The sequence below is a fragment of the Winogradskyella jejuensis genome (assembly GCF_900129745.1).
GTDB classification, from domain to species: Bacteria; Bacteroidota; Bacteroidia; order Flavobacteriales; family Flavobacteriaceae; genus Winogradskyella; species Winogradskyella jejuensis.
Genome location: NZ_FQWS01000002.1, coordinates 740,775 through 757,020 on the forward strand (window position 1 = coordinate 740,775; position 16,246 = coordinate 757,020).

Below are 16,246 nucleotides of genomic sequence, written 5' to 3' on the forward strand. Positions count from 1 at the left end.
AAAAAGAATGTTTATGAAATCTACAGTCTTAACATTATTTATAATTCCGTTTTTATTAGTAACGACATTTCAAACTCCAGACAGCACAAATTTTGGGACAAATCCAGTGGTTTTAGAATTGTTTACATCTCAAGGTTGCTCAAGCTGTCCACCTGCAGATAGATTGCTGAAAGACGTAAAATCAGACAAGGTGATTACACTATCTTATCATGTAGATTATTGGAATTATATTGGCTGGAAAGACCCTTTTAGTAATGAGGAATTCACAAGAAAGCAACGACGATACGGAAACAAGTTTTATAGCAGTACTATTTACACGCCACAATTGGTGGTAAACGGTAGAGAGCATTTTGTAGGTTCAGATAAGCGAAAACTTCAACAAAAAATCAAGCAATATTCAACTAAAAAATCAGAAAGTCATATTTCTATTTTAAAAGCTTCAACAAATGATACAAAAGTAGATTTCGATTATGTAATTGAAGACTTAAAACCCAATGATAATCTACGAATTGTATTGGTGATTGATGAGCGAAAAACCTCAGTAAAGCGAGGTGAAAATCGTAATAAAGTGCTTGTAAATAATAATATAGTAGTAGCCGAACAAAAATTCAAGCTTGATAAATCCTCAGGTTCGGGAGTAATACTAATACCAAAGATTGTCGAAGCAAATGATAATTTGTCTTTGGTATTAATTTTAGAAAATGATACAATGGATATTACTACAGCAGCTCAGAAAAGCTTGTAATTATTCATTTGTAAAAACTACAGAATGACAGGCTGCAATTGCTGCGGTTTCTGTTCTTAATCTCGTTTCCCCTAGAGTCACAGGAACAAAACCAGTTGCGATTGCAGCTTCTATTTCTTTAGTGCTAAAATCGCCTTCTGGGCCAATTAAGATGGTAACATCAGAATTAGGTTCAATTTCTGACTTCAAAGATTTACGGTCAGTTTCTTCGCAATGCGCAATAAATCGTTGTCCAGAAAAATCTTGAGAAATAAATTCTTTAAATGAGGTTAGTGGCTTTAATTCTGGTAGATGATATTGAAGCGATTGCTTCATTGCCGACTGGATAATCTTTTCAAAACGTTCTGTTTTTATGACTTTGCGCTCGCTATGGTCGCAAAGGAGAGGTGTTATCGTATGTATGCCAATCTCTGTAGCTTTTTCTAGAAACCATTCAAAACGGTCATTCATTTTAGTTGGAGCTACTGCAATGTGCAACTTGTAATCACGTTTTGCATACTCTTCTTTCTCAATAATTTTTGCAGTACAATGCTTTTGTTCTGCTGTGATTAATTCTGATGTAAATAGCCAACCTTTTCCGTTGGTAATGTGTAATTGGTCTCCAACAGATTTGCGTAACACTTTGACAATATGGCGACTTTCATCTTTATCAAAATTGATAACATCGTTACTGTCGGAAACATTGGGGTTGTAAAACAGTTGCATTAGTTAAGCTCGCTAATTTTGAGAACAGTAATTTCTTCGATGTTTTGATTGTCCTCAGTTTTCATTATGACGTAATGCTTTTTCTCACGGTGTTCATCAAAACTAAAAACTTGTCCTACACGTTTGTCAGCAATCGCTTTTTCGAAGCGCTTAGAGAATGTTCCTTTTTTTACCCAACCTAAGTCGCCACCTGTTTTTGCTGTTGGATGTGCAGAATAGACACGAGCTAAATTTTCGAACTTATGCTCTTTGTTTTTTAAGCCTTTTAATATAAATGAGCGTAGTGAATTTATTTCAGAAATAGTTGTCTTTTTACTATCAAATAGCATGATACTTGCTTTGTAATGCGAAGATGTTTTTTTATCAATTAGCTTGTATATCGTCTTTCCGTTTTCAGATTTAATCACCTTTTTTCCGCCTTTAGATAGTTCGAAAAGTTCTTTAGCCAATTTAGTTTTATGCTTTTCTTTATTGAAGGTTATAAGTTTTCCTTTGGCTTCATTCTTGTAAGACTTCAAGAATGCTTTAGCTTCTTCCTTTGTTGAAATACTGTCAATTGAAGCCTCAAGTTTTGCTTGAGAAAAACTTATAAAAGGAATTAAGAGTAATAGCGTAAAGTAGTATTTCATGTTTAGTTTAGTGTTTAATTCAGTGTTATGAATTCAAATTTCATGCCTTTTTCTAAAATGCCTTATTGATGCAATTATTAGGTTAAATATAAATAGAATTTTGATTGAGGCTTTAACTAAATCTTTAATCTCGCCGTAGCCATAACGTCAAAATCTGAAAAATCTTTTTCTAAATACTTTAAGTAGCCTACAATAGCAATCATTGCGGCGTTATCTGTAGTGTATTCAAACTTTGGGATGTAGGTAATCCAACCAAATTTTTGCTCGGCATTTTTTAGAGCGATTCTTATCCCTGAGTTAGCAGAAACACCACCTCCAATAGCAATATGGGTAATACCCGTTTCTTTTACCGCCAATTTTAGTTTATCCATTAAAATCCCAATAATGGTATATTGTATCGAAGCACAGATATCAGCTAAGTTGTCTTTTACAAAATCAGGATTGGCTTTAGTTTCGCGTTGAACAAAATAGAGTATAGCTGTTTTTAATCCTGAGAAGCTAAAATTTAAACCCTCAACTTTTGGCTTAGTAAACTTGTAGGCTTTTGGATTTCCTTTTTGAGCCAATTGGTCTATCTGTGGTCCAGCAGGATAACCAAGACCTAATATTTTTCCACTTTTGTCATATGCCTCACCAACAGCATCATCAATAGTTTCACCAATAACTTCCATATCAAAGTAGTTATTCACTTTTACGATTTGTGTATGACCGCCAGAGATTGTCATTGCCAAAAAAGGAAATGGTGGTTTTGTATAGCCATCTTCCTCAATAAAATGCGCCAAGATATGGCCTTGCATGTGGTTAACATCAATCAGTGGGATGTCTAATCCGTAGGCTAATGATTTTGCAAAAGAAGTACCAACTAATAGCGAACCCATTAATCCTGGTCCACGAGTAAAGGCTATGGCTTGAAGCTGTTTTTTGCTTATTCCGGCTTTTTCTAGTGCTTGGTCTACAACAGGAACAATATTAGATTGATGCGCTCTAGATGCCAATTCTGGTACAACACCACCGTATTCTTCATGTATTTTCTGACTAGCAACAACATTACTCAAAATACTATCGTTACAAAGTACCGCAGCAGATGTATCGTCACAAGAAGATTCAATCCCTAAAATGTATATATTTTCTTTAGCCATTAATTATGATTAGGCACAATAATTGTTAATTTTGAAATACGTAGGCCAAATACCATTTAAAATCGTACTATTAAGTGCAAATATAAGGGTTTTGCGTACATCAATTAAAACCAAAATACTATCAAAAGAGTACTAAAAATAATAGGAAAAATAGCAGGCATCATTCTGCTTCTTTTTATTATTTTGGTTTTAATTCTCTCAATACCAGCAGTTCAAACCAAACTTGGTAAATACGCCACCAAGCGATTAAACGAAGATTATAAAACGAATATTAATATTGGTAAGGTTGGTCTTCAGTTTAATGGTGATGTAGAATTAAAAGAAATCTTGATTAAAGATTATAAGCTGGATACCCTTTTTAGTATTCAAGAGCTAAACACATCAATTATTAGCGTAAACAACCTTTACAATGGTAAGTTGACGTTTGGAGATATCGATATTGAAGATTTAGTCTTCAACCTAAAAACGTATGAAGGCGACGAAGATACGAATCTCGATATTTTTGTTGAACGATTTGAGGACGATAACCCGCGCCAAGGACCAAGCAGTTTTTTATTGTCTTCTAGTGATGTGTCTATTTACAATGGTGTTTTTAGATTGATTGATGAAAATAGAGAAACCAAAAATATTCTTGAATTCTCGGAGCTAAACGCAAATGCCACAGACTTTGTAATCAATGGCCCAGAAGTGAGAACACGTATTAATACCTTTAGCTTTTTAGATAATAGAGGTGTTAGAGTGGAAAATCTTATGACTAACTTTGAGTACGCTTTAGACCATATGAGTTTTAACCAACTCAATATAAAAACGAAGGCTTCAAATTTAGTAGGAGACCTTCGTTTTGATTATAAGCGTGACGACCTTAGGGTGTTTACAGATAAGGTAAACATAACGGCTAATTTTAAAAATTCTTATGTACAGTTAAGTGAGTTAAATGCATTCTACAATGAGTTCGGTACCAATCAACGTGCAAGTTTAGATGTTGATTTATCTGGTACATTAAATAACTTACAAGCTAGCAATCTGAACATAAGTACGACAAGAAATACAAAAATCTTAGGTGATATTAATTTCAAAAATATTTTTAATGGCGCTAAAGATAAGTTTGTTCTTGATGGAAGATATACCAACTTATCCTCAAACTATAATGATTTAACGGCACTTTTACCAAACGTACTTGGGAATTCTATTCCTTCGCTTTTTTCTAAGGTAGGTAACTTTAGACTTACCGGAACCTCAATTATTACAAACGAAGAAATTGATGCTGATTTAGATATTACCACAGAGCTAGGATTTGTAAAATCTGATTTAAAACTCACAAATATTGATGACATTGATAATGCCGATTATATAGGTAATATTATCCTCGAAGATTTTAATATAGGTGTATTACTTAATGACCCATTGGTAGAAAACACATCACTTAACTTAGATGTCGAAGGTTCTAGTTTTAAGCTTGATGCTATTGAAACTAATATCAAAGGCGAGGTCACATATTTAGATTATAACAACTACAAATATTCTGGTATTACTGTATCTGGTGACGTGGGAAAAAATATCTTTAATGGAAAGCTTAATGCCAATGATCCAAATATTGTTTTAGACTTTAATGGTTTGGCAGATATGTCTAATGAAATTAGGAAATTCGATTTTAAGGCTAACGTCACTTATGCAAACTTAAGAGCTTTAAATTTTGTCACTAGAGATAGTATATCTGAATTTAGAGGTCTTGTAGATATGGCTGTAACTGGTTCTACATACGATAACTTGAAAGGTAAAATAGATGTAAAGAATACGACTTATAAAAATCAGGATAAACGTTATAGTTTCAAGGATTTTGCTATTGTTTCTAGTTTTAATAATGCTATTAGAACCATAAAAGTAAACTCACCAGATATTATTGAAGGCGAAGTTACTGGGAAGTTTAAAATTGAAGAAATCATTAAACTTTCTGAAAATGCTTTGGGAAGTATATATACCAATTATGTGCCTCATGAAATTTCTGAAGGTCAGTATCTCAATTTCAACTTTAAAATTTACAACCAGATTGCAGCAGTTTTTGACAAGAATTTAAACATAGGACAAAATACAAGAGTAAAAGGTCGTGTAGAAACAGATGAAAAAGGATTTGAGTTAGAATTTCAATCTCCAAGAATCTCTTTTAAAGACTATGTGGCCTCAAACGTGAACTTAGAAGTAGATAATGCAAATCCAGTTTACAATACGTATTTAGAGATTAAGAAACTAAATTCTGATATATATAACATCTCAGATTTTAATCTCATTAACGTGACAAAAAGAGATACGCTGTTTGTAAAGTCAGAATTTAAAGGAGGAGAAAACCAATCTGACGATTACAACATGAATTTTTTCTATACCATTAATGAAGACAATACCTCAGTTGTTGGGATAAGAAAATCAGATTTTAAGTTCAAAGGGTTTGATTGGGTGATAAATTCGGATAAGGATAACCTCAATAAAATAACTTTTGATAAGCGTTTCAAAAATTTTATCATTGAGGATATTAGAGTTAATCAAGGTGAAGAAGAGATTTTATTAGCAGGTGTTCTAAGAGATTCAACCTATAAAGATTTAAATTTAGACTTTAATAACGTTGAGTTAGTAAAAATTACGCCACGTATAGACAGTTTAGCGTTAGCAGGTAGAGTTAATGGAAAATTAGCGTTATTGCAAAACAATGGTATTTATTTGCCTAAATCTGATATAGAAATAGAGCAATTTAACGTTAATCAATACAATTTAGGTAATCTTAAAGCTGTAGTAAGCGGAGATAATTCTTTAACCAAATATAATGTTGATGTTGAGTTACAGAATACTAGTGTAAAGACCTTAAATGCTGAAGGTTCAATAGATTTAAATAAAAGTCGCCCAACTATAGACGTAGATATTGCTTTTGATGACTTCTTAATAGACCCGCTAAATCCTTTAGGAGAAGGTGTAATTAGCAATATTAGAGGACTTGTCTCTGGGGAAGCTAAAGTTTCGGGGAGTTTAAAAAAGCCTGACATTTCTGGAGAACTGCTTTTAGACAAAGCCGGCTTAAGTATTCCATATCTCAATGTGGATTTAAGTTTTGATTTCGATTCTCGGGTAGAGCTCAGGAAGCAGCAATTTATATTTGATAATGTAGCGTTAACAGATACTAAATATTTCTCAAAAGGCGCTTTAAACGGTTTTATAGAGCATAACAACTTTAGTGATTGGAGACTTGGTTTAGATTTAACAGCAGACCGTTTACTTGTTCTTAATACCGAAGAGTCTGAAGACGAATTGTATTATGGTACGGGATTTATTTCAGGAGATGCGGAGATTTCTGGTTATACGGACAATTTAACTATCAAGGTTGATGGTCAGACCGAACCAGGTACAGTGTTTAATATACCGCTTAATGACGCTGAAAGTTTTGGAGATAACTCATACATCAAATTTTTAAGTCCAGAAGATAAAGAGAAGCGTGCGAAGGGAGAGATTACAAGAAACACAGAAATCAAAGGTTTAAACCTTGAATTTGATTTGGTTGTAAATCCCAATGCGGAAATTGAAATTGTTATCGATAAGGAGTCAGGTAGTACTATAAAAGGACGCGGAAATGGTTATTTAGGGTTCTTTATTAATACCAATGGTAAATTCGAAATGTATGGAGACTTTGTGGTGTCTGAAGGTGAATATAATTTTAAATACAGAGGTATTGCCGAAAAGAAATTCTCTGTAGAGCCTGGAGGAAATATAACATGGACAGGTTCACCACTTGGTGCAGAGATTAATTTAAAAGCACTTTACCAAACTACAACAAACCCTTCAGTTTTATTAGACGCACCAATCAATAGAGCCATACCAGTAAACTTAGAAATTAATCTTACTGGGCAATTAGAGCGTCCAGAACCAGACTTTAGATTTGAATTTCCTAGTGTAGGCTCAACAATAAAATCTGAATTAGATTACCGATTATCGTCTAAAGAAGAGCGCGATAATCAAGCATTATATTTATTAGCAACGGGAAGTTTTGCTAGTGGTTTGGCAGACTTAAATGTTTCTGGTACTATTTCAGAACGTCTTAGCGGTATCATAGGCAGCATATTTGGAGACGACAACGATAACTTTAAAGTAGGTTTAGATTTAGACTTAGCGCAAAACAATCCAAATTTTGAAACAGAGAGTCGTGTCGCTGTAACGCTTCAAACCAAAATATCAGAGAAGGTTTTAATAAATGGTAAGGTTGGTGTACCTTTTGGAAGTACAACACAAACCACCATCGCAGGAGATGTACAAATTGATTGGTTATTAAATGATGATGGCACACTAAAAGCAACTGTTTTCAACCGAGAAAATACAATCCAAAATTTTGTTGGAGACCGAATTGGCTTCACACAAGGCGTTGGAATTTCCTATAATGTAGAATTCGATACGTTTAAAGAATTACTTCAAAAAATATTCTCTGGAAAAAACAAAAAGGAGAAAGAAGAGAAGAAGGAAGAAGATACGAAATCTGAGGAAGAAGAAGTCACGCCAGATTTTATTACTGTCAAGAAAAAGAACAATTAACAGTCCATAATTGTCATATATTCAATAAAACACTTAAATATTTATTAACTATAACGTTTGAGATATTTTTAGTGCCTTTTTTTTATGATTTTAGTCATATTATTGTGTCCTAGGTTTCATAATTTTACTGTAAATAAAAATTATAAATGCTAAAAACGATTAAAAAAATAGGTGTTTTTACATCTGGAGGAGATTCTCCAGGTATGAATGCTGCAGTACGTTCAGTAGTGAGGACTTGTGCCTTTCATGATATTGAATGCTACGGAATATATAGAGGCTACGAGGGAATGATAGAAGGTGATTTTGAAAAAATGGATGCTCGAAGTGTAAAAGGAATCATCAACAAAGGAGGGACAATTCTTAAATCTGCACGTTCTAAAAAGTTTAGAACCAAAGAAGGAAGAGCAGAAGCTTACAAACAGCTTAAAAAAGCTGGTATTGATGCATTTGTAGTTATTGGTGGGGACGGAAGCTTTACTGGTGCTATGATTTTTAATCAAGAGTATAATTTTCCGGTAATGGGTATTCCAGGGACTATAGATAATGATATTTATGGAACTACACATACATTGGGGTATGATACTGCCTTAAATACAGCTGTAGAAGCTATAGATAAGATTAGAGATACCGCGAGTTCTCACAACCGTTTATTCTTTATAGAAGTCATGGGACGCGATGTTGGTCATATTGCCCTTAACGTTGGTGTTGGTGCGGGTGCTGAAGAAATTTTAATACCTGAAGAAGATTTAGGTTTAGATAGACTTTTAGAATCTCTAAGGCGAAGCAAGCGTTCTGGTAAATCGTCTAGTATAGTCGTAGTAGCTGAAGGCGATAAGATCGGTAAAAACGTATTTGAGTTGGCAGATTATGTTGAAGAGAATATGTCGGAATATGAAGTTCGTGTATCTGTTGTTGGTCACATGCAACGTGGTGGGTCTCCATCATGCTTTGATAGGGTTTTGGCAAGTCGCATGGGCGTAAAAGCTGTTGAAAGCTTAATCACAGGAAAAAGTAATTATATGGTCGGTCTTAAAAATGACGTGATGGACTTAACACCATTTGACCAAGCTGTAAAAGGAAAATCAAAAATAAATATGGAACTTATAAGAGTTTCGGATATAATGACAATTTAAAATAATAAAAACAAGATAGAAAGATGGCAAATTTAAAATTAGGAATTAACGGATTCGGTAGAATTGGAAGAATCGTTTTTAGAGCAACGGTAAAGAGAAGTGATGTAGATGTGGTTGCAATTAACGATTTATTAGACGTTAATCATCTAGCATATTTATTAAAGTACGACTCTGTTCACGGTCGTTTTGATGGTACCGTAGAAGTAAAAGATGGTCACTTAGTAGTTGACGGAAAAACAATAAGAGTAACTGCTGAGCGTGACCCAAAGAACTTAAAGTGGGATGAAGCAGGAGCAGATGTTGTTGCAGAATGTACAGGAATTTTCACAACTTTAGAAACTGCACAATATCATATTGATGGTGGTGCTAAAAAAGTAGTGATTTCTGCGCCAAGTAAAGATGCACCGATGTTTGTAATGGGTGTTAATGACGACACATTAAAAGCAAGTGATACAATTGTATCTAATGCATCTTGTACAACTAACTGTTTAGCCCCATTAGCAAAAGTTATCGAAGATAATTTTGGTATCGAAGAAGCATTAATGACAACAATACACGCAGCGACTTCAACTCAGTTTACTGTAGATGCACCTTCTCGTAAAAACTACAGATTAGGACGTTCTGCATTAAACAATATTATACCAACATCTACTGGAGCAGCAAAAGCTGTAGGTAAAGTAATCCCAGCATTAGATGGAAAACTTACCGGTATGGCTTTTAGAGTCCCAACGGCGGATGTATCTGTTGTAGATTTAACAGTAAAAACGAAAAAAGCTACATCTTTAGAAGAAATTAAAGCTGCTGTTAAAAAAGTATCTGAAGGTTCTATGCAAGGCGTTATGGGATATACTGAGGATGCTGTAGTTTCTCAAGATTTTGTGAGCGAGGTCAAGACTAGTGTTTTTGATGCAGACTCAGCAATTGAATTAAACCCAACTTTTTTTAAGTTAGTATCATGGTACGATAACGAGTTTGGATATTCTAACAAGTTAGTTGATTTAGCTCAAAAAGTAAATTCACTTTAAGCTTTAACATAGAGTAGATATAAAACTCCGTAATGTTTACACTCTTGTAATCTACGGAGTTTTATTTTAAAAATAAGACGTATGATTTTAATTACCGATGGTGGCTCTACAAAATGCGATTGGATTGCTATTAACAGCGATGGGCAATTTGCCACTAATAAGATAAGAACTAAAGGATTAAATCCAGCTATTCTTGAAGAACGAAAGCTTAGAAAAATTTTGAAGAAAAGCGATGAACTTCAAGAATTAAAAAGAGAGGTCACTCATGTATTTTTCTATGGTGCAGGCTGTGGTACCGAAAAACCAAAACAAACACTGACAGAAGTATTGCAAGATGTTTTTGTTAATGCAAATGTAGAAGTTCAAGAGGATACAATGGCAGCAGTTAGATCTTCTCTCAATCATAATGAAGAGGCAGCTGTGGTTTGTATAATGGGTACAGGCTCTAACTGTAGTTATTATGATGGAAAGAAACTACACCAGCGTGTAAAAAGCTTGGGATATTCTATTATGGATGATGCTAGTGGTAATTATTACGGAAAACAGCTATTAAGAGATTATTATTTCAATAAAATGCCAGATACTATAAGATTAGCGTTTGAGCACAAGTATAATCTCGATGCAGATTACATAAAATATAATCTATATAAGCAGGCAAATCCAAATGCATATCTAGCGAGTTTTGCAGAATTTATGTTTTTAAATAAGGATTCAGGATACATACATGAGCTAATCAAACAAGGACTTAGGGTATTTACTGAAAGTATGATTCTTCAGTTTAAAGAAGAATTAAAAACAGTTCCTGTTCATTTTGCGGGGTCTATTGCCTTTTTTGCTCAAGAGGAAATTCATGAAGTTGCTAAAGAGTACGGCTATACTGTTGGTAATTTTATAAGACGCCCAATAGATGGATTAGTAGATTATCATATAAAGAATCTCTAATATGGAAATAGCTCTAATTGCTCATGATGGGAAGAAAGCTGAAATGGTTCAGTTTTTAAACAAACACATTGAGATATTACAACAGAAAAAAGTAACACTTATTTCTACTGGTACCACAGGAAAACGTGTCATAGATGCTGGTCTTGAGGTAGAAGCTCTTCTTTCAGGACCACTTGGAGGTGATGCTCAAATTGCTGCAAGAGTAGCAGAAGGTCAATGTAAAATGGTACTATTTTTCAGAGACCCACTAGATAAACATCCTCATGAGCCAGATATTTTAATGCTCATGCGCTTATGCGATGTACACAACATTCCTTTAGCAACAAATCCTGCAACGGCAGAATTGTTAGTGAGGGCATTATAAAAATGTTCATTTTGTGTTAATAAATCTCAATTTGGCTATTGTAAAACTTATATTTTGGTTTTATCTTTGCCATATCTTAAAAAAGAAAAACGATTATGTTCGAATTTGACCAGTACTTAGGTTTCTTAGCATTTTTAACCATCTTAACTATCGGTTTTTGGTTAATGATATTCCTTTTAACGTTTGTAATCCCTTATTGGGTGTTTGGAGCATCAATCGAGCGTTTCAAAGAAATTAGAGAAGAGAGAAAAGCGAAACGTGCGGCAGCGCATTAAAAGTTTAAACTTAGATATTGTAAAAAGAGTTCCTGTTAGGAGCTCTTTTTTTATGCAGTCTATTTAAGTAAATTAGTAGTTTCAAATAAATAAATATGAAACTAGTCTGCATTTTTCTTTTCTGTTTTACGCTTTGTGTACAAGCGCAACAAATTCTGCCAGAACGCCAGCGAGCTGAAGTAGTAGATAATATCTTAAAAGATAGATTCGATAATTTATTACCAAAATTGATGGATGACACAGGTTTTGATATGTGGATTCTTATTTCTCGCGAGTATAATGAAGACCCAGTACTTAAAACCATGTTACCAGCAACATGGTTAAATGCAAGACGTAGAACAATATTGGTGTTTTATAGAGATAAAACTAAGAGTACGATTGAAAAATTAGCGGTTGCTCGATATAATTTTGGAGAAAATATTATCTCAGCTTGGGATAAAGAGAAAGAGCCAAATCAATGGAAACGATTAATGCAGATTATTGAAGAACGAAACCCTCAATCTATTGGACTTAATTATTCAGACCATTTTAATATTTGTGACGGTATTGTAAAAACAGATTATGAGGCTTTTATGAATAATCTGCCAAATGGTTATAAGCCAAGAGTAAAATCTGCTGAAAAATTAGCAATTGGTTGGATTGAAACTAGAACTGAAACCGAAATGGTTATTTACAATCAATTAGTAGATATTACTCATGATATTATTTCAGAAGCATTCTCAGAAAAAGTGATTACGCCTGGCATTACAACTACAACCGATGTAGAATGGTGGATGAGAGATAAAGTAACAGCATTAGGTTTGGAGACTTGGTTTCACCCAACTGTAGATGTTCAGCGTACAGCAGAAAAACTAGGAAATCATTTGTATGCGTTTTCAAATCGCCCTGAGGATATGGTAATTCTTCCAGGAGACTTGTTGCATTGCGATTTTGGCATTACCTATTTAAGATTAAATACGGATTGCCAAGAGTTAGCTTATGTTTTAAAGCCAAATGAAACTGAACCTCCAAAGTTTTTACAAGAGGCTTTAAAAGAAGGAAATCGTGTTCAGGATATTTTCACGAATAATTTTGAAACAGGAAAAACAGGAAACAAAATTCTTGCTGAGTCTTTAAAGCAAGGAAAGTCTGAAGGCTTAAGACCAGCAATTTATACGCACCCATTAGGAACCTATGGGCATTCTTCAGGTACAACTTTGGGCATGTGGGATTCTCAAGGCGGCGTCCCAGTAAATGGTGACTATCCGCTGCATGAAAATACAGTTTATGCCATTGAGTTAAATACAACAGTTACTGTCCGAGAATGGAAACGCGATATTAGAATAATGTTAGAAGAAGCAGGCTTTTGGGGAGAAAATGGTTTTAGATATGTGAATGGTAGACAAACTAAATTATTGACGATTCCTAGAGTAAAAGACCATCAGGGAAATTAAATAAGCCTATATTTAATTCATGAGCCATCATTTTTATCAAAACCTTAAGCCAAATTTCACACCATTACAGACGCTGCTTAAACGTGAAAGTAGTTTTGAAGAAGTTCCAAACTCATGGTTCATAGTTGTTACAGATATTGAAAATTCTACTCAAGCTGTAGCTCAAAACTTTCACAGTGACGTTAATTTAGCTGCAACTGGATGTATTGTTTCTGTATTAAATAAAGTTAAGGAAACTGATGATGTAACTGTAGTGCCATATTTTTATGGTGGAGATGGCGTCACATTTTTAGTTCCACCAAAATTGATAGATGTTGTTTTTGAAGTTGTAGACAACTATAAAGTCCATGTATTAAAACAGTTTAAACTTAATCTAAGAGTAGGAAAAGTATCTGTTAAGGATATTTATGAATCTGGATTTCAAATTAAGATTACAAAACTTCAGCAAAACAAATTATTAGCTATTCCAATTGTTTTAGGTAATGGATTAAAAGAAGCTGAAGCAGTTGTAAAAAGTCAATATGAACTTAATTATCATGATATTTCACCAAAACCTGTCAATCTAAAAGGTATGGAATGTCGATGGGATGAGATTAGGCCAATTGAAGAAAAATTGAAAGTTTTCTGTTTAATAGTGCTTTGTAATAACGAAAATGAACAAGCAATGGTATACTCTGGCATTATCTCTAAGATTGATAAAATATTTGGAAATTTAGATAAGCGAAGACCTATAAACGCAATCAACCTAAAATTAAAGCCTACTTTAAAAAAGATTAAATCAGAAATGAATATAAAGTTAGGCAAATTTAACTTTGGTTATTTGTTACAAAATTGGTTGTTGACCTCAATAGGTGTTTACTACTTTAAGTTTTTTCCGAAAGGGAAAAAATATTTATTTAGTGTTAGCCAATTGTCTGATACCATTATGATAGACGGGTCTTTAACAACTGTACTATCAGGAACACAAAAGCAAATGGATTTGCTTAGAGGCAATTTAGAACAATTAGAATGCAGTAATAAAATTTTATATGGTATTCATACAACATATGCTTCCATAATGTCTTGTTATGTAGAGAACATGGATAAAAACCACATTCATTTTGTAGATGGTACAGAAGGTGGTTATACAAGCGCAGCAACTATTTTAAAGGAAAAGATAAAAGCTTCAAAAGCAAGTTAAGCTCTCTTGGAAAAATTGTAAAGTTTAATTGCGGCGATACATCCAATTAGCGAAAATACACTCATTACCCCAAACACCAATTGATGTCCAACAATTTCATTGTAATTATCTAAAAAATAGCCATTTATTAAACCTGTAAAAATATCTGGCGTGTAACCAACCACAGATATAAAACCAACTGCAGTACCTGTAACAGCTAGCGGAATCTTTGCTTCCTCTAAAGTGGCGAAGTATAAAACCCTTGCTGAATATACACCAATAGCCATTAGACCTATGGATAAGACAAATAATAAATTTGTTGAGTTAGTAATAATTCCTGATGCAAATAGTAGACTTGTTGTTGCCATTAAAAAGAAACCTATAATAATCCATAAACTTGCCCTTGTTCTATCTGCTAAAAGTCCAATAACAACTCCGATGATTGGACGAACATATAGCAAATAAGTTCCAACTTTTGCGGCTTCAATTTTATCATAATACATCACCTGTTCGGCATATTGACTAAAAAGATTGGTCATTTTATAACCGTAATACGCACACAAAATAATTATCATTAATAACCAGACCGCTTTGTAGTGCATCACGCTTTTAAAATTCTTGATGGTAATTAATTTTGCAACTTTTTCAGACGAATTAGAATTTTCAAAATTTAATTTTAGAAAGAAGAAAACAATAATACCAATTGTTACAACAGCAAGAGACGTATAAGTTATAACTTCTTTAAAGGCTATTTTGCGTTCGGCAATAGTGGTTAATTCAATATCTTTTGTTATAAATAAGGAGAAAATTATCACCCCAACCGAACCAAAAAGTGCTGCCACTAATCCACGACCACCATCTAAGAATCCAAAGGCTATACCTTGTTTGTTGGTTCCTCCCCAGATTCTAGTGGCTTTAATCATTGCTGCCCAAAACAAGAAAATAGTTGTAAATCCCCAAAAACCGTATAGAATATGAAGGTTATAAAGGTTAGGATACGTTGCCAGATAAAATCCACCGAGAGCGGTTAATAGTAATGCAACAGACATTAAAACATTGGGTTTAAATTTGTCTGCTAGTGGCCCTCCAAATAGATAAGAAAACAAAGCTACTATGCCATATACAGAGAAACAACTTCCTAATTCTAGCTGAGCAATATTAAAAGACTCTAGAAAAGTGGTTCTAAAAATTCTAGGTAGAACAAATGGTAAAATAAAAACGGCCTCTGCAGCTAATATCAATAAAAGAATAACGTACAGAGGCTGTTTTTTTTGAGTTTGCTCACTTTCCATTGACTAATAATGATGATATATTACAAATTTGTTGTGAGGATTTTTCATAGATTTTTTGCCACGTTTGTGTTGTTCTTCAAATTGGCTAATTTTCGTGCCTTTGCATATTCCGTATGAATAATGGTATTTCAAGATTTCCCAATCTAAAGAACTCATAACTTTTTTATCTGAAAAACAATTTGAAAAATAACTCGTACAGTCAAGCGTATTACTAGGTTTAAACCAACCTAGACTTAGAATAAAAAGTTCTTTAGCTTTTTGAATCTGTACTAAATCTGAGAATAAATTTTTGGTGTTTAGTTTTATATGACCCTTGATGATTTGATTTTTTCTATTCCAATTTATGTAATACCCACCTGAGCTCATTGACTTTAAATTTTCTTCATATTCAAAATCATTATTGGTGTAAATTATATAATTTGCATTTTCTATATTTTTTACATTTCTCACTTTTAAAGAGTCAACATTTTTGTCAATAGTTTTTGTAAAACGTAAGAATTCTTTTTTTACTCTTTTTGAAATATTTGGGGTAAAATATATTTTAATCTCCTCTTTCCAGTATTTCATAGGTTCGCTATCTGAATTTTTTTTCTCAGTTGACTGAAACGCTATGGGTTTATAAACTTCAAGAAAAGTATCATCTTTAAATTCGTAAGGCACTCCAACGCCTTTTGGTTTTATAAAACTACTGACATGTATAAGCGTATCCTTATCTTTTATTTTATATCCTAGAGAGTCAGTCTTGGTGTAGTACTCTTTGTAATAGGAATGCGGAACAAAAATTTGCTGAATATGTTTAACTTTTGACTGTCCGGAGGAGATTATTGGATATATCAAAAAAA

14 protein-coding genes are annotated in these 16,246 nt (G+C 33.4%); 9 read left to right on the top strand and 5 right to left on the bottom strand.

Features of this window, described 5'->3' with window-relative positions; genetic code table 11:
• The first annotated feature begins 13 nt into the window (after positions 1 to 13).
• Positions 14 to 745 (top strand): DUF1223 domain-containing protein, encoded by a 732-nt coding sequence (locus BUB95_RS11185; RefSeq protein ID WP_159432648.1) that lies wholly within the window; start codon positions 14 to 16, stop codon positions 743 to 745.
• On the opposite strand, the gene BUB95_RS11190 is transcribed toward BUB95_RS11185, so the two are convergent.
• The 3 genes from BUB95_RS11190 to tsaD all read right to left on the bottom strand — a co-directional run bounded on the left by BUB95_RS11190 (position 746) and on the right by tsaD (position 3,218).
• Positions 746 to 1,450 carry a 16S rRNA (uracil(1498)-N(3))-methyltransferase gene (locus BUB95_RS11190; RefSeq protein WP_073086471.1) on the bottom strand — a complete coding sequence of 235 codons (705 nt, stop codon included), beginning with the start codon at positions 1,448 to 1,450 and terminating at the stop codon, positions 746 to 748. It abuts the gene before it with no gap.
• Positions 1,450 to 2,079: a peptidylprolyl isomerase gene (locus BUB95_RS11195; RefSeq protein ID WP_073086473.1), complete on the bottom strand. Its 630-nt coding sequence runs from the start codon at positions 2,077 to 2,079 to the stop codon at positions 1,450 to 1,452. Before BUB95_RS11195 ends, BUB95_RS11190 begins: the two co-directional genes overlap by 1 nt.
• Positions 2,080 to 2,195: 116 nt before the next feature.
• On the bottom strand, positions 2,196 to 3,218 hold the full coding sequence (tsaD, locus tag BUB95_RS11200; RefSeq protein WP_073086475.1) for a tRNA (adenosine(37)-N6)-threonylcarbamoyltransferase complex transferase subunit TsaD: 1,023 nt from the start codon (positions 3,216 to 3,218) through the stop codon (positions 2,196 to 2,198).
• 183 nt (positions 3,219 to 3,401) lie between these two features.
• On the opposite strand from tsaD, the gene BUB95_RS11205 reads away from it, so the two are divergent.
• The 8 genes from BUB95_RS11205 to BUB95_RS11240 all read left to right on the top strand — a co-directional run bounded on the left by BUB95_RS11205 (position 3,402) and on the right by BUB95_RS11240 (position 14,133).
• Complete coding sequence (locus BUB95_RS11205) at positions 3,402 to 7,781, top strand: translocation/assembly module TamB domain-containing protein (protein WP_234969263.1); 4,380 nt, start codon at positions 3,402 to 3,404, stop codon at positions 7,779 to 7,781.
• Positions 7,782 to 7,927: 146 nt separating this feature from the next.
• Positions 7,928 to 8,914 (top strand): 6-phosphofructokinase, encoded by a 987-nt coding sequence (gene pfkA / locus BUB95_RS11210; protein ID WP_073086479.1) that lies wholly within the window; start codon positions 7,928 to 7,930, stop codon positions 8,912 to 8,914.
• Between the two features lie 23 nt (positions 8,915 to 8,937).
• Entirely contained in the window at positions 8,938 to 9,939 is a 1,002-nt protein-coding gene (gene gap, locus BUB95_RS11215; RefSeq protein WP_073086481.1) for a type I glyceraldehyde-3-phosphate dehydrogenase, read from the top strand.
• Positions 9,940 to 10,020: 81 nt separating this feature from the next.
• On the top strand, positions 10,021 to 10,881 hold the full coding sequence (locus tag BUB95_RS11220; protein WP_073086483.1) for a BadF/BadG/BcrA/BcrD ATPase family protein: 861 nt from the start codon (positions 10,021 to 10,023) through the stop codon (positions 10,879 to 10,881).
• 1 nt (position 10,882) lies between these two features.
• The gene (locus tag BUB95_RS11225) at positions 10,883 to 11,245 is read left to right on the top strand and encodes a methylglyoxal synthase (protein WP_073086485.1); all 363 of its coding nucleotides are present in this window, start codon (positions 10,883 to 10,885) and stop codon (positions 11,243 to 11,245) included.
• Between the two features lie 95 nt (positions 11,246 to 11,340).
• On the top strand, positions 11,341 to 11,520 hold the full coding sequence (locus tag BUB95_RS11230) for a hypothetical protein (protein ID WP_073086487.1): 180 nt from the start codon (positions 11,341 to 11,343) through the stop codon (positions 11,518 to 11,520).
• 95 nt (positions 11,521 to 11,615) lie between these two features.
• The gene (locus BUB95_RS11235) at positions 11,616 to 12,953 is read left to right on the top strand and encodes a M24 family metallopeptidase (protein WP_073086489.1); all 1,338 of its coding nucleotides are present in this window, start codon (positions 11,616 to 11,618) and stop codon (positions 12,951 to 12,953) included.
• A 19-nt stretch (positions 12,954 to 12,972) separates the two neighbouring features.
• Positions 12,973 to 14,133 (top strand): DUF3095 family protein, encoded by a 1,161-nt coding sequence (locus BUB95_RS11240; protein ID WP_073086491.1) that lies wholly within the window; start codon positions 12,973 to 12,975, stop codon positions 14,131 to 14,133.
• On the opposite strand, the gene BUB95_RS11245 is transcribed toward BUB95_RS11240, so the two are convergent.
• Both BUB95_RS11245 and BUB95_RS11250 read right to left on the bottom strand, forming a co-directional pair.
• Complete coding sequence (locus BUB95_RS11245) at positions 14,130 to 15,404, bottom strand: MFS transporter (protein WP_073086493.1); 1,275 nt, start codon at positions 15,402 to 15,404, stop codon at positions 14,130 to 14,132. The genes BUB95_RS11240 and BUB95_RS11245 overlap by 4 nt on opposite strands.
• 3 nt (positions 15,405 to 15,407) lie before the next feature.
• On the bottom strand, positions 15,408 to 16,241 hold the full coding sequence (locus BUB95_RS11250; RefSeq protein ID WP_143185600.1) for a hypothetical protein: 834 nt from the start codon (positions 16,239 to 16,241) through the stop codon (positions 15,408 to 15,410).
• Between the last annotated feature and the right edge of the window lie 5 nt (positions 16,242 to 16,246).

What these genes read in the sequence shown, in the direction of transcription:
- BUB95_RS11185 (WP_159432648.1), top strand. Translation starts at nt 14, where the DNA reads ATGAAATCTACAGTCTTAACATTATTTATAATTCCGTTTTTATTAGTA.
- BUB95_RS11190 (WP_073086471.1), bottom strand. Translation starts at nt 1,450, where the DNA reads ATGCAACTGTTTTACAACCCCAATGTTTCCGACAGTAACGATGTTATC.
- BUB95_RS11195 (WP_073086473.1), bottom strand. Translation starts at nt 2,079, where the DNA reads ATGAAATACTACTTTACGCTATTACTCTTAATTCCTTTTATAAGTTTT.
- tsaD (WP_073086475.1), bottom strand. Translation starts at nt 3,218, where the DNA reads ATGGCTAAAGAAAATATATACATTTTAGGGATTGAATCTTCTTGTGAC.
- pfkA (WP_073086479.1), top strand. Translation starts at nt 7,928, where the DNA reads ATGCTAAAAACGATTAAAAAAATAGGTGTTTTTACATCTGGAGGAGAT.
- gap (WP_073086481.1), top strand. Translation starts at nt 8,938, where the DNA reads ATGGCAAATTTAAAATTAGGAATTAACGGATTCGGTAGAATTGGAAGA.
- BUB95_RS11220 (WP_073086483.1), top strand. Translation starts at nt 10,021, where the DNA reads ATGATTTTAATTACCGATGGTGGCTCTACAAAATGCGATTGGATTGCT.
- BUB95_RS11225 (WP_073086485.1), top strand. Translation starts at nt 10,883, where the DNA reads ATGGAAATAGCTCTAATTGCTCATGATGGGAAGAAAGCTGAAATGGTT.
- BUB95_RS11230 (WP_073086487.1), top strand. Translation starts at nt 11,341, where the DNA reads ATGTTCGAATTTGACCAGTACTTAGGTTTCTTAGCATTTTTAACCATC.
- BUB95_RS11235 (WP_073086489.1), top strand. Translation starts at nt 11,616, where the DNA reads ATGAAACTAGTCTGCATTTTTCTTTTCTGTTTTACGCTTTGTGTACAA.
- BUB95_RS11240 (WP_073086491.1), top strand. Translation starts at nt 12,973, where the DNA reads ATGAGCCATCATTTTTATCAAAACCTTAAGCCAAATTTCACACCATTA.
- BUB95_RS11245 (WP_073086493.1), bottom strand. Translation starts at nt 15,404, where the DNA reads ATGGAAAGTGAGCAAACTCAAAAAAAACAGCCTCTGTACGTTATTCTT.